Below are 14,020 nucleotides of genomic sequence, written 5' to 3' on the forward strand. Positions count from 1 at the left end.
GAGGGGCTTCGCCTGCCGCCAGTCCCTGTGGATTAAAATGAAGGTTCACGGCAAGGTCTCTCTCCCTTGTGGGGGAGATGGCCGACAGGTCAGAGGGTGTCTTTCCCGATACGCGCTGGTCCTCCCCAAGAGCCGGAAATTTTCTGTCTCTCTCAGAGTTTCCCATCAGGTAATGACGGACGGTTCGGTGCGGCCGGTGCGGGCCTTGATGCCGGCGATCTCGTCGGCGACTGCGATCAGGTCGGCGAGTGCCTCCTGGGTCTCGGTGTCGTGCTTGGAGGCGTCGGGCTCGTAGCGTTCGATATAGACGCGCAACGTTGCGCCTGAGGTGCCGGTGCCGGACAGGCGGAAGACGACGCGCGAGCCGCCTTCGAACAGGATGCGGATGCCCTGGTTGTTGGAGACCGACTTGTCGATCGGATCGTTATAGGAGAAATCGTCGGCCGTCGTGACCTTCAGCTTGCCGAAGCTTTTGCCCGGCAGGGTGGAAAGCTGGTCGCGCAGTGCCGTCATCAGGCCGTTGGCGGCATCCGAATCGACCTCTTCGTAGTCGTGGCGGCAATAGTAGTTACGGCCGTAGGTCGTCCAATGCTGGCGGGCGATGTCCTCAACGCTTTCCATGCGCACGGCGAGGATGTTGAGCCAGAGCAGCACAGCCCAGAGACCGTCCTTTTCGCGCACGTGGTTGGAGCCGGTGCCGGCACTTTCCTCGCCGCAGATGGTGACGAGGCCGGCGTCCATCAGGTTGCCGAAGAATTTCCAGCCGGTCGGCGTCTCGTAGATACCAATGCCCAGCTTTTCGGCAACACGGTCGGCGGCAGCGCTTGTCGGCATCGAGCGGGCGATACCGGCGAGACCCTTGGAATAGCCGGGAGCCAGGCTTGCATTGGCGGCGAGCATGGCAAGGCTGTCGGAGGGCGTGATGAAGATGCCTTTGCCGATGATCAGATTGCGGTCGCCGTCGCCGTCGGAGGCGGCGCCGAAGTCCGGCGCATCCTCGCTCATCATTTCCTCGTAGAGCGCGCGGGCGTGCACGAGGTTGGGGTCCGGATGGTGGCCGCCGAAATCGGGAAGCGGGATGAAGTTGAGCACCGAGCCCTTGGCGGCGCCGAGCCGGTTTTCGAGGATTTCCTTGGCGTAGGGGCCGGTGACGGCGCTCATGGCATCAAAGAGGATGCGGAAGCCGCCGCCGATCATGTTGCGGATCGCCGGGAAATCGAACAGCTTTTCCATCAGTTCGGCATAGTCGGAGACGGGGTCGATGACGACCACTTCCATGCCGGCGACATTCTGACTGCCTTCGGTATCGAGGTTGATGTCGGCGACCTCGGCGATCTTGTAGGTCTCGATCGTGCGGGTGCCGGAATAGATGGCGTCGGTGACCTTTTCAGGGGCCGGGCCGCCATTGCCGATATTGTACTTGATGCCGAAATCCTCGGTCGGGCCGCCGGGATTGTGGCTGGCCGACAAGACGATCCCGCCGAAAGCCTTGTATTTGCGGATGACGTTGGAAGCGGCCGGGGTCGAGAGGATACCGCCACGGCCGACGAGGACGCGGCCGAAACCGTTTGCAGCGGCCATCTTGATGGCGATCTGGATGACTTCGCGATTGTAGTAGCGGCCGTCGCCGCCGATGACCAGCGTGTCGCCTTTGAACCCGTCGAGGCTGTTGAAGATCGACTGGATGAAGTTTTCGGCGTAGTTTTTCTGCTGGAAAACCGGCACCTTCTTGCGCAGGCCGGAGGTTCCGGGCTTCTGGTCCAAATAGGGCGTGGTCTGAACGGTTCTGATCATGGTCTTAGCCTTTCGCAAGAAGACTGGAATAGAGATCGGCATAACGATGCGCGCTCATATTCCAGGACACGTCTGATTTCATACCCTGAGCCTGGAGACGAGCCCAGACTTTCGGTTGCCGGTAGGCGGTAAAGGCACGCCGCAGCGCCTGGCGCAGACTTGCAGCAGAAACGGGCGAGAATTGGAAGCCAGTTGCCACCTTCGCGGCAAGTGCTGCCTCGTTGGCATCGATGATCGTATCGGCAAGGCCGCCGGTATGGGCAACGATCGGCACGCAGCCATAGCGCAAGCCGTAGAGCTGGGTGAGGCCGCAGGGCTCAAAGCGCGAGGGGATGAGGATGGCGTCGGCGCCTGCCTGCATCAGATGCGACAGCGGCTCGTTATAGCCGATCACCATGCCGACTCGGCCGGGGTGGCGGGCCGCAGCGGTGATGAAGGCCGCTTCGAGCGCCGGATCGCCGGACCCGAGCACCGCGAGCTTGCCGCCATTGTCGACGATATCGTCGATGACTTCGGCAAGCACATCCATGCCCTTTTGCCAGGTGAGGCGGCTGACGACACAGAAGATCGGGCCGGGGGCATTGTCGAAACCGAATTGCGCCGACAGCGCCTTGCGGTTGGCCTCGCGTTTTTTCAGCGAGGCTGGGCCATAGGTCTCCGCGATGTTCCTGTCGCTCTGCGGGTCCCAGACATCGGTATCGATACCGTTGACGATGCCGGAGAGGCTGGAAAGGCGGGAGGCCAAGAGGCCTTCGAAACCCATGCCGAATTCGGGGGTCAGGATTTCCTGGGCATAGGACGGGCTGACGGTGGTGATGGCATCGGCCGTTTGCAGGCCGCCTTTCAGGAAGCCGACATCGCCGAAATATTCGACATAGCGCATCGAAAAGGCTTCCGGCGGCAGTGCCAGCTCGACGAAGACATCGGGGCCGAATTGCCCCTGGAAAGCGATATTGTGGATGGTCAGCACCACGGGCGTCGCAGAGGCCGGGCCAAAACGCATGTAGACGGGCGTCAGCGCCGCCTGCCAGTCATGCACATGCACAAGGTCCGGCTTCCAGCTTGGCAACAGGCCACCCGCAATCTCTGCCGCAGTCAACGACAGGGCTGCGAACCGGCGGAAATTATCGGTATAGTCGCGTCCGGTCTGATCGACATAGGGCCCGCCGTCGCGATCAAACAATTCAGGCGCATCCAGCACAAGAAGATCGAGGCCGTCATGGTCCACGGCGAGAATCGAGGCGGGACTGCCGAACAGATTGTCGAAGCCGCCGATCTTCTGCGGCTCCTTGATCTTTTGCATCACCACCGGATAGCCGGGCATCAACGTGCGCATACGCACGCCATGCGGTTTCATCGCCGCCGGCAGGGCGCCCGCCACATCGGCGAGACCCCCTGTCTTGATCAGCGGAAACACTTCCGATGCGACGGACAGAACTTCCATGCTCACATATCCAGCTTGTCGATCATCGCCTGGGTGATCAGGCAGATGCCGTTTTCCGAGCGGCGGAAGCGCTTGGCGTCGAATTCCGGATCGTCGCCGACGACGAGGCCTTCCGGGATGACGACACGGCTGTCGATGACGACATTGCTGAGTTGGGCATGCCGGCCGATCTTGACGTTGGGCAGGATGACCGCGCCGTCGAGACGGGAGAAGGAATTGACCCGCACGCCGGTAAACAGCATGGAACGGTTGAGCGAGGCACCGGAAATGATGCAGTCGCCCGATACCAGCGAGGATGTGGCGGACCCCCGGCGGTTTTCGTCATCATGGACGAATTTTGCCGGCGGCTTGATCTCGGCGAAGGTCCAGATCGGCCAGGTGCCGTCGTAAATGTCGAGCTCCGGCGTGACATGGGTGAGGTCGATATTGGCCTGCCAATAGGCATCGATCGTACCGACATCGCGCCAATAGGCTTCGCGCTCGAAATCCGAGCGGACGCAGGACTCGTTGAACCGGTGGGCGACGGCTTTGCCGTGCTGGACGATGTAGGGGATGATGTCCTTGCCGAAGTCGCGCGAGGACGACGGATCGGCGGCATCCCGGCGCAGCACGTCCATCAGGAACTTGGTGTGGAAGACATAGATGCCCATCGAGGCCAGAGCCATCTCCGGATTGCCGGGAATGCCCGGCGGGTCGGCCGGCTTTTCGACGAAGGCGATGATCTGGTCCTTTTCATCGACATGCATGACGCCGAAGCCGGTGGCCTCCATGCGCGGCACTTCCAGGCAGCCGATGGTCACGTCGGCGCCAGAGTCCACATGCTGTTGCAGCATGAGTTCGTAGTCCATCTTGTAGACATGGTCGCCGGCCAGAATGACCATGTATTCGACGCCGTGATCCTCGATAATATCGATATTCTGGTAGACGGCGTCAGCGGTGCCTTCATACCACTGTGTCTCGGAGACGCGCTGCGAGGCCGGCAGGATATCGAAGCTTTCGTTTCGCTCCGGGCGCAGGAAGTTCCAGCCGCGTTGCAGGTGGCGGATCAGCGAATGCGCCTTGTACTGGGTTGCGACGCCGATGCGGCGGATACCGGAATTCAGCGCGTTGGAGAGCGCGAAATCGATGATGCGGGCCTTGCCGCCGAAATAGACCGCGGGCTTGGCGCGGCGATCGGTCAGTTCCTTCAGGCGGCTTCCGCGGCCGCCGGCAAGGACATAGGCCATTGCATCACGGGCGAGGGGCTGGGTGCGTTTTTCCATTGAATTTCCTCCCGATAGTATGGTTCCCGGGCGGTTTGACCGCTCCTGGAACTGTGTCCTCTCCAAATATTATTCTGGCCCATGGCCATGGCGGGTCTTGGGAGCCCGCCTTGCCATGAACTAATCCTGTTCCAGCATCAGTGTCGCCAAAGGCGGCAGGGTGATGGTGGCGGTAATGACGCCTGCACTGTTTTTCGTTGCCTGAACGGCTCCTCCGTTGCCCTTGCCGCTGCCGCCATAGATCTCGGCATCGCTGTTGAGAATTTCCTTCCACCGCCCCTCCACCGGCAGCGGTATCGTATAGTTTTCCCGGTAGACCGGGGTAAAATTGCTGATGACGGCAATGGTCTTTTCTCCAGGCGCCTTGCGCAGCCAGGCAAAGACCGAATTCTCGCGGTCGTCGGCAATCAGCCATTCGAAACCTTCGCCCTCGCAGTCGCGCGCATGCAACGCGGCCTTGTTGCGATAGGTGCCGTTGAGGTCACGCACCAGCCTGCGCATGCCTTCGTGCAAGGGATATTCGAGCAGGTTCCAGTCGAGCGAGCGGTCTTCGGCCCATTCCTGCCATTGGGCGAATTCCTGCCCCATGAACAACAGCTTCTTGCCGGGATAACCCCACATGAAACCGTAGTAGGCCCTGAGATTGGCGAATTTCTGCCAGTCGTCGCCGGCCATCTTGGCAATCAGCGAGCCCTTGCCGTGCACCACCTCGTCATGGGAAAGCGGCAGCACGAAATTTTCGCTGAACGCATAGAGCAGACCGAAGGTCAGGTCGTTGTGATGGTGTTTGCGGTGGATGGGCTCGCGCTGCAGATATTGCAGCGTGTCGTGCATGAAGCCCATGTTCCACTTGAACCCGAAGCCCAGGCCGCCGGCATGAACTGGTGCCGAAACCTTCGGCCAGGAGGTGGATTCCTCGGCAATGGTGATGATGCCGGGATGGCTGCCGTAGACCTCCGTGTTCATGGTCTGCAGGAAGCGGACCGTGTCGAGGTTTTCGTTGCCGCCATATTCGTTCGGCACCCACTCGCCATGCTTGCGCGAATAGTCGAGATAGAGCATCGAGGCGACCGCATCGACGCGCAGACCGTCGAGGTGGAATTTCTCCGCCCAATAGAGCGCGTTGTTGACCAGATAGGAAAACACTTCGGCACGGCCGAAATTGTAGATCGCGGTGTTCCAGTCGGGGTGATAGCCCTGACGCGGATCCTCATGTTCGTAAAGGGCCGTGCCGTCGAACCAGCGCAGGCCATGGGCGTCGGTCGGGAAATGCGCCGGCACCCAATCCAGGATGACGCCGAGACCGACCTTGTGGGCGCCGTTGACGAAACGGGCAAACCCTTCCGGCTCGCCGAAACGGGCGGTCGGCGCATAGAGGCCGGTGGTCTGGTATCCCCAGGACGGATCATAGGGGTATTCGGTGACCGGCAGGAACTCGATATGGGTGAAGCCCATGTCGACGCAGTATGGGATCAGGCGTTCGGCCATCTCGTCCCAGGTCAGCATGTCCCCATTGTCGCGGCGCTGCCAGGAGGCGGCGTGAACCTCGTAGATCGAAATCGGCTGGCGTCTGGCATCGACATCAGCCCAATGCGCCCGGTGCGCCTCGTCCTGCCAGACCTGTTCGATCTCGCCCGTGGTCACCGACGCATTGTTCGGGCGCAGTTCCGAGCGGCGGGCAAACGGATCGGCCTTCAGGGGCAAAAGTTCGCCGTTCTTGCCGACGATCTCGTATTTGTAGATCGCGCCTGACGGCACATCCGGAATGAAGATTTCCCAGATGCCGGTATCCTGGCGCAACCGCATCACATGGCGTCGGCCATCCCACTCGTTGAAATCGCCGACGACGGAGACGCGCTTCGCATTCGGAGCCCAGACGGCGAAATGAAAGCCTTCTGCGCCATCATGCTTGAGCGGATGCGCCCCCATCTTGTCGAACAGCCGCAGATGCGAGCCCTCCCGGATGTAATAATCATCCATGGGGCCGAGCACCGGACCAAAGCTATAGGGGTCGGTGACGGTCCATTCGCCACCGCCATTGCGGGCGCGGTAACGGACCGGCTGGGCCTTCTTGACGGCGATGGCGCCCTCGAAGAATCCGGCCTCGTCACGCCGTTCCAGCGTGCCGATCTCCTTGCCGGCCAGAGTTTCTGCGGTCACCGTTTCGGCGCCGGGAATGAAACAGCGGGCGACAAACGCCTTGCCCGCCGGGTGCACCCCGAGGGCGGCGAATGGGTTGTTATGAGTGCCAGCGAGGATCGCCGCAATCTCTTCCGCCGACAGACTGGCTGGCGAAGCGGTAGGCGTGGCGTCTTTTGGCACTAATGTCATCCAGCTCTCCAAATTTCCCCGGCATATTGCCGGATTGTGCGGTCAGAGGAAAACCAGCCCATGCGCGCGGTGTTGCGGATGGTCTTGGAATACCAGCTGTCCGTATCCGTCCAGATAGCGTCTACCTCACGCTGTGCCTTGGTGTAGGCGTCGAAATCGGCCGCCACCATGAACCAGTCGTGATTGTAGATACCGTCGATCAGGCCGGTGAAACGGTTGCGATCATCGGGGGAAAAGACACCGGACGAGATCGCAAACAGGGCCTGTGACAGCTCGCGCGATTGCTCGATGATGGCGCCGGGATTATGTCCTTCCGCGCGCACCTTGGTCACTTCGTCTGCCGTCATCCCGAAGATCTTGATGTTCTCCTCACCGACCCAGTCACGCATTTCGACATTGGCGCCGTCAAGCGTTCCAATGGTCAGCGCACCATTCAACGCGAACTTCATGTTCCCGGTTCCAGACGCTTCCATGCCGGCAGTCGAAATCTGCTCCGACAGGTCGGCGGCAGGCACCATGATCTCGGCAAGCGAGACGTTGTAATTGGGGATGAAGACGATCTTCAGAAGGCCGCGCACCGCCGGGTCATTGTTGATGACGCGCGCGACGTCATTGGCGAGTTTGATGATCAGCTTGGCATTGTGATAGCTCGGCGCTGCCTTGCCCGCGAACAGTTTGACCCGCGGCACCCAATCCAGCTCCGGATGCGAGCGGATCTGGTCGTAGAGCGAGATCGCCTCGATGATGTTGAGGAGCTGGCGCTTATACTCGTGGATACGCTTGATCTGGATGTCGAACATCGCCGAGGGATCGATGCGGATGCCCATGCGGCTCTGAACCAGCTGCGCAAGCTTGACCTTGTTGGCGCGCTTGATCGCTGCGAATTTTTCCTGGAAATCCGGCTTGTCGGCGAAGGGATCGAGCGCCTGCAGAGCCTCGGTATTGTCCATGAACTCGTCGCCGATCGCATCACGGATCAGCGTCACAAGCTCGGGATTACACTGCATCAACCAGCGGCGCGGGGTGATGCCGTTGGTCTTGTTGTTGATCCGTGCCGGATAGAGCCGGTGCAGGTCGGCAAAGACCGTTTCCTTCATCAGCTCGGTATGGAGGGCGGAGACGCCGTTGATCGAGTGGGAGCCGACAAAGGCGAGATTGCCCATGCGCACGCGGCGGTCGCCGCTTTCGTCGATCAGCGAGATATTGCGGACCTCCTGGTCCGTATGGGTCTTCTGCTTGCGGGCCTCGAGCAGGATCTTGGCGTTGATGGCGTAGACGATCTGCATATGGCGCGGCAGAAGCCGCTCGAACAGCGGCACCGGCCAGGTTTCCAGCGCTTCGGGCAGCAGCGTGTGGTTGGTATAGGAGAAGGTGTGGCGGGCAATATCCCAGGCGGTTTCGAAATCCATGCCGTGAACATCGGTCAACAGGCGCACGAGTTCGGCGACGGAGACGGCCGGATGGGTATCGTTCAGCTGGATCGCCACCTTGTCTGGAAGCGATGTGAAATCCGGATATTGCTGCAGGTGACGGCGTAGGATGTCCTGCAGCGAGGCTGACGAGAAGAAGAATTCCTGGCGCAGCCGCAGTTCCTGTCCGGCGGGCGTCGCATCCGCCGGATAGAGCACGCGGGCAAGGCTTTCGGCCTTGTTGCTTTCTCTGAGCGCGCCGATGTGGTCGCCGGCATTGAAGGCATCGAGCAGGATCGGGTCGATCGGATGGGCGGTCCACAGACGCAGCGTGTTGACGCGCTTGGCACGCCAGCCGACGACCGGGGTATCGCAGGCAGTCGCGATGACGCGTTCGGCCGGTTTCCAGACGTAGCGGGTGACCTCCTCATCGACATTGACGGTTTCGACGGAACCGCCGAAGCCGATTTCGTAGGAGCTTTCGCGGCGCTCGAATTCCCATGGGTTGCCGTGGGCGAGCCAGGTTTCCGGGAGTTCCACCTGCCAACCATCGGCCATCTGCTGGCGGAACAGGCCGTGCACATAGCGGATACCGTAGCCATAGGCGGGGATATCGACGGTGGCCATGCTTTCCATGAAACAGGCAGCCAGGCGGCCAAGGCCGCCATTGCCAAGCGCTGCGTCCGGCTCAAGCGCTGCAATAACGTCGATATCGACGCCGAACGAGGCAAGCGCCTCGCGCAATTCGTCCATCAGCCCGATATTGGTGACGGCATCGCGCATCAGACGGCCGATCAGGAATTCCAGCGACATGTAATAGACGCGCTTGGCATCGGTGGCATAGGTCTTGCGCGTCGATTCCATCCAGTTGTCGGTAATACGGTCGCGCACCACCAGAATTGCGGCGGTCAGCCAGTCATGCGGCTTGGCGACCTTCGGGTCCTTGCCGATACGGTAGGTGAGGCGCTCGATGATTTCCTGGGCGAGAACTTGCGCGCTGGAAGCGCGGGGTGCGGCACTTGGAATTTTTTCGTTGGACAAACGATCGATCATGGAAAAAACTTACCCTTTGCGTGCGGTTTGGGAGACCGGAGGCGAACACCAACGGGGCATATGAGCGATTTATGCACCGATACGAAGCGCTTGCAATAGCGTTTTCAATAAGATGAAAATTGTAGATGATGCCGTGTTCGAAACGGCTTGCGATTTTAAAGGCAACACGTAAAAGCCCGCTCCGGAATGCCGGAACGGGCTATGAAATCATAGGGGTAAAGGCGGTTATTTTGTCAGGCGGACATAGGTTCCGTCGGGTGCGCAGGTGGCGGTCACGGTGTAGAAAAAGTCCTGCCGCTCCCAGCCGCCGCCGTCTTCCCAGGCATGATTTTGAGTCTTCGTGCAGCCGAAGTATTTTTCCAGTGATGCCGTCACCCCAAGCGGAACCTGCTTGCCGTCAACGAACAGATGGTTGCTCGTGGCTGGGTCATCGGTGCGCAGAGCAGAATTATAGGTCCGATAGGACTTGCCGGTGTCATCCGTGCAGGTCACCTTGCTATTGCTGACCGTTGCTTTCTTTCCGATGTCACAACCGTCATTCTTGATGTCCATGCGCAGGGCAAGATTGGTGTAGGTGCCGAGGTCGATAACGCCCTTCGGGTTTGCCACGAAAGTGCCCGAGCCACCGTCTTTCTGGGTTGTCGGCTGATACGTCACAGTGCCGACGACCTCTTCCTTGGTGGCGCCCTTGCGCATAACGAGAATCGAGACCTTCTTATAGTACCAGCCTTGCACCGTTGTCGGGTTCAACGTCATTTTTTGCGGTTTCATCGGCGACAGGGCCGATGCAGTGACGCTGACATTGATCTCGTTCATCGATGCCAGCTTCAGCAGGCTCGTCGGCACCGGCTTGTTCATCTCGACCGTGAGTGTGTTTTCCAGCGCGCTGATCTTAAAACGGGACACAGCGAGTGTCTTTTCCACCTCGATGTCCTCATCAAGCGCACTGGTCGTGTGCGCTTCGACAAATGCCTCAGCAGCCTTTTTTGCATCCGGGAAATTGCTGCCGTCAAAAACCCCACCGGCTGCCAAAACTGCCGCATCGGCAATACCTTGCAATTTGGAACGCTCTGAAACGGCAACGCTGTAGTCAACCGCAGATCCGCCCGCGACAAGCAAAACCGGCAGGATAATAGCGGTCAGTATTGCGAAGTTGCCAGCCTTGTCGCGGGCGAGATTGAAGCATAATTGAAGGATACGGTTTCGCTTGGTCACTTTATCTACCTGGCCTGTTCAATTTTCCATGAAAAGCCTTTTAACCGTTAAGTGTTACGATCCCGTTCAACTCATAGGTTGCAATTAAATACAATTGTAATTGCCCCTCAAATGCAGGCGGTCGGGGCTTTTTGGAGTGTGCGAAAAGGGGACTGTGGCCGTTCCCGTTTCGGGTCACTACAGTGGAATGACGTCCACGGCCTGTTCGGTCTTGTGGGATCCGTAGCTTTTCAGCACACCGATGACGGGGGCGACGTCGCTGTAGTCGCGGCCATGGCCGACGACGATGTGGTCGAGGCCGGCGAAAATATTGTTGGTCGGATCGAGTTCGAGCCAGCCGGTGGCCGACCCGCACCAGACGCGCACCCAGGCATGCATGGCGTCGGCGCCTTCAAGGCGCTCCTTGCCCGCAGGCGGAATGGTTCTGAGGAAGCCGCTGACATAGCCGGCGGGGATGCCGAGGCTGCGCAGCGCCGTGATCATCACATGGGTGAAATCCTGGCAGACGCCGCGCTTCAGCTTGAAGGCTTCGCGCGGGGTGGTATCCACGGTGGTCGCCTTCGGATCGTAGACAAAATCCGTGTGGATCTTGGCACAGATGGCGGTGGCGATCTGGCGGATGGTCATGCCGGGCGTGACGATCTCGCGGGCATAGGCCGAGATCGCGGCATCTTCGGGAAGGCGCGGGCTGGCGCCGAGGAAATGATGCGGCGAGTTGGCGTCGAGCGACCAGACATTGGCGATCTCTGTGGGAAAACGGCTGAGATCGGGGGAAAAATCGGCGGCGAGCGGCTGCTGATCCAGCTGGACGCGGGCCTGCATGCGGATCACCAGTTTTTCATGCTGCTTGCGAAACAGGATCGAGGTCGAGGGATTGGCAAAGAAATCGACGCTGTCGCGGCGCTCTTCCGGTGCCGGCGTGCAGGTCACGGTTCCGGCCACCAGCCTCTGGCGGTCGGGAAGCGACAAGGGCAGCACGCGCACCACATGCCGTCCGCCCGAAACCGGAACTTCGTAGGTATAGGTGATCTGCAGGTTGATGTCGTAGAGCATGAAACTCTCAGTTTGCGCGCATGGGGTTTGTCATATCCTATCCGAGATAGGTTTGCGCGAGGATGTCGGAGAAGCGGCCGAGCTCCTGTTCCAGATTGTTATAGACCTCGGCGGTCATCGCCTCGGGTGTCATGACGGCGAGACCAGCGTGGAGCTTCATGGCTTCGCGGTAGAACGGCGACATCTGGCCGTTGACGAAGGCATTCGGCAATTGCTCGACTTCCGTCTTGATCTCGTTCAGCTGGTAGAGGATCGAGCGCGGGTTGAGCGGGTCGAGCACCAAGAGGTCGGTGACGGTCAGGGCTGCGGTGTTCACATTGTAGCGGCGGCGATGGGTCATGACGCTGTCGCCGATTTCGAGCAGCATGTCATAGGCGCCATCGGGCGCGTCCTCGCCGGACATGTGGCCGAGCAGCCGGGTCATGTGCAGGCCGCGTTCGAGATAGCGGCCGATCGACAGGAAGCGCCAGCCGGTGAAGCGGTACATGTTTTCGTGCACCAGACCGGCAAAGCCCGCCAGCTTGCGCAACAGGATGGTCATTGCATGGGTGGCGTCGTCGCCGGCCTGAACCGTGGACTGGAACTTGCGGGCGGTCTTGGCGAGATCGTTGAGCGCCAGCCAGCCATCGGCGGAGAAGCGGTCGCGGATATTGCTGGCGGAAAAAAGTGCGCTGTTGAGATTGGCCATCAGGCTGTCGGGTACCGGCTGCTTGGTGTCGATATCCAGCCCGGCCAGATAGTCGGTAATATCCTTCAACAGCGGCATTTCGGTATCGGCTGTTTCGGCAAAGCGCCCGTGCCAGGCGCGCAGGATGCGCAGAGCCCCTTCGGCGCGCTCGATATAACGGCCGAGCCAGAACAGGTTGTCGGCCGCCCGGCTCGGCAGGCTGCCGGGCATGATGCGGATGAAGCTTTCCTCGGCCGGCAGCAGCGTCATCTGTTCGACGGGCTTCTGGCTGACGATCCAGACATCGGCCGCCGAACCGCCCGCCTGCATGGCGATCGCGGCGGCATCGGCGCCGGAGCCGATGCGGGCAAAACCGCCCGGCATGACCTGCCAGCCATCACGGGTGCGCGCCACATAAACGCGCAGGCTCATCGGCCGCGGCGTCAGCTTGCCGTTGATCCAGGCGGGCGTGGTGGACAGGGTGACCACTTCCTGCCCGACGAGTTTCGGGCCATCCGTCTGCAGCCATTCCGCAACGGATGTCTTTGCGGTATCGCGCAGCGACGAGCCGAGAACGGACTGGCCGTTATCATCGAAGAACGGCCGGGTGGAATAAGCAGGGCCGATGACCATTTTTTCGATATTACCAGCCACCTGATCGCGTTCCGGCTGTTGGCCGCACCACCAGGTGGCGATGCTGGGCAGGACGGGGTCTTGCCCAAGCAGACGGCGGCAGATTGTCGGCATGAAGGCGAGGAAGGCGCGGGTCTCCAGAATGCCCGAGCCGAGCGAATTCACGATCGAGACCGAGCCCGACCGCAGCGCCTCGACGATCCCGGGCGTGCCGATATGCGAACTCTGTTTCAATTCCAGCGGATCGGCAAAGGCGGCATCCAGGCGGCGCCACAGCACGCCAACGGGTTTCAAACCGGCCACGGTGCGCACCATCACGCGGCCGTCGATCACGGTCAGGTCTTCGCCCTCAAGCAGCATGAAGCCGAGATAGCGGGCGATATAGGCGTGCTCGAAATAGGTTTCGTTGGCAACACCCGGTGTCAGAACGGCGATGCGGTCGTCCGGATGTTTCTTGCGCGATTGCAGTTCGTCGCGGAAGGCGCCGAAGAAGCCGGCGAGGCGATGGACATGGGTTTCGGCATAGAGATCGGAAAAGGCGCGGGTGGTGGCGACGCGATTTTCCAGAGCAAACCCTGCACCCGACGGCGCCTCGGTGCGGTCCGACAGCACCCACCAGTTGCCGTCCGGGCCACGGCCGATCTCGAAGGAACAGAAATGCAGGAAATGCCCGTCGGCCGGAAGAACGCCGACCATCGGGCGCAGGAATTCTGGATTGGACGCCACCAGCGACGGCGGCAGGAAGCCTTCGGCAACAAGCCGGTTCGGGCCATAGATATCGGCAGCGATCCGTTCCAGGAGTTCGGCGCGCTGCACGAGCCCTTTCGAGACCGCCTGCCATTCGGTGTCGTCGATCAGGACGGGGACGTGGGAGAGCGGCCAGTTGCGTTCCGAATTTTCCTTGGTGCCATAGGCCCGGTAGAACACGCCGGCATCGCGCAGATAACGGTCGGCGCGGGCGAAGCGATTGGCAAGCTCGGTCTCGTCCATACGGCCGATGGAGGCTAGAAAATGCTGCCAGACCGGCCGGACATTACCCTGCGTGTCGAGCATTTCATCGGCAATGCCGGGCAGCGCACGATAGCCGAAGACCGGATCGTTGCCGATCCGGTCTTCGCGCCGTGTCGCTTGGGCCGTCTGCTTCTTTGACATCAAAGTC

The 14,020-nt window shown here is 60.7% G+C and carries 8 protein-coding genes; all 8 read right to left on the bottom strand.

What is annotated here, in order from left to right; genetic code table 11:
• Positions 1-165 precede the first annotated feature (165 nt).
• Positions 166-1,794 (bottom strand): alpha-D-glucose phosphate-specific phosphoglucomutase, encoded by a 1,629-nt coding sequence (locus tag PYR65_RS05465; RefSeq protein ID WP_060639307.1) that lies wholly within the window; start codon positions 1,792-1,794, stop codon positions 166-168.
• A gap of 4 nt (positions 1,795-1,798) precedes the next feature.
• Positions 1,799-3,238, bottom strand: coding sequence for a glycogen synthase GlgA (glgA, locus tag PYR65_RS05470; protein ID WP_276120223.1), 1,440 nt, complete (start codon positions 3,236-3,238; stop codon positions 1,799-1,801).
• A 2-nt stretch (positions 3,239-3,240) separates the two neighbouring features.
• Positions 3,241-4,500, bottom strand: coding sequence for a glucose-1-phosphate adenylyltransferase (glgC, locus tag PYR65_RS05475; RefSeq protein ID WP_060639309.1), 1,260 nt, complete (start codon positions 4,498-4,500; stop codon positions 3,241-3,243).
• Between the two features lie 120 nt (positions 4,501-4,620).
• Entirely contained in the window at positions 4,621-6,831 is a 2,211-nt protein-coding gene (gene glgB, locus PYR65_RS05480; protein WP_276120224.1) for a 1,4-alpha-glucan branching protein GlgB, read from the bottom strand.
• The gene (locus PYR65_RS05485; protein ID WP_276120225.1) at positions 6,828-9,293 is read right to left on the bottom strand and encodes a glycogen/starch/alpha-glucan phosphorylase; all 2,466 of its coding nucleotides are present in this window, start codon (positions 9,291-9,293) and stop codon (positions 6,828-6,830) included. Before PYR65_RS05485 ends, glgB begins: the two co-directional genes overlap by 4 nt.
• 225 nt (positions 9,294-9,518) lie before the next feature.
• Positions 9,519-10,508, bottom strand: a complete 990-nt coding sequence (locus PYR65_RS05490; RefSeq protein ID WP_276120226.1) for a TadE/TadG family type IV pilus assembly protein — start codon at positions 10,506-10,508, stop codon at positions 9,519-9,521.
• A gap of 177 nt (positions 10,509-10,685) precedes the next feature.
• Positions 10,686-11,561, bottom strand: coding sequence for a transglutaminase family protein (locus PYR65_RS05495; RefSeq protein WP_276120227.1), 876 nt, complete (start codon positions 11,559-11,561; stop codon positions 10,686-10,688).
• 37 nt (positions 11,562-11,598) lie between these two features.
• Positions 11,599-14,013 carry a circularly permuted type 2 ATP-grasp protein gene (locus PYR65_RS05500; RefSeq protein WP_276120228.1) on the bottom strand — a complete coding sequence of 805 codons (2,415 nt, stop codon included), beginning with the start codon at positions 14,011-14,013 and terminating at the stop codon, positions 11,599-11,601.
• Positions 14,014-14,020: the final 7 nt, after the last annotated feature.

This window comes from Pararhizobium qamdonense (genome assembly GCF_029277445.1).
GTDB lineage: Bacteria > Pseudomonadota > Alphaproteobacteria > Rhizobiales > Rhizobiaceae > Pararhizobium > Pararhizobium qamdonense.

Bases quoted from the DNA above. Each gene is read 5' to 3' on its own strand.
- PYR65_RS05485 (WP_276120225.1), bottom strand. From the start codon at position 9,293: ATGATCGATCGTTTGTCCAACGAAAAAATTCCAAGTGCCGCACCCCGC.
- PYR65_RS05465 (WP_060639307.1), bottom strand. From the start codon at position 1,794: ATGATCAGAACCGTTCAGACCACGCCCTATTTGGACCAGAAGCCCGGA.
- glgB (WP_276120224.1), bottom strand. From the start codon at position 6,831: ATGACATTAGTGCCAAAAGACGCCACGCCTACCGCTTCGCCAGCCAGT.
- glgC (WP_060639309.1), bottom strand. From the start codon at position 4,500: ATGGAAAAACGCACCCAGCCCCTCGCCCGTGATGCAATGGCCTATGTC.
- PYR65_RS05495 (WP_276120227.1), bottom strand. From the start codon at position 11,561: ATGCTCTACGACATCAACCTGCAGATCACCTATACCTACGAAGTTCCG.
- glgA (WP_276120223.1), bottom strand. From the start codon at position 3,238: ATGGAAGTTCTGTCCGTCGCATCGGAAGTGTTTCCGCTGATCAAGACA.
- PYR65_RS05500 (WP_276120228.1), bottom strand. From the start codon at position 14,013: ATGTCAAAGAAGCAGACGGCCCAAGCGACACGGCGCGAAGACCGGATC.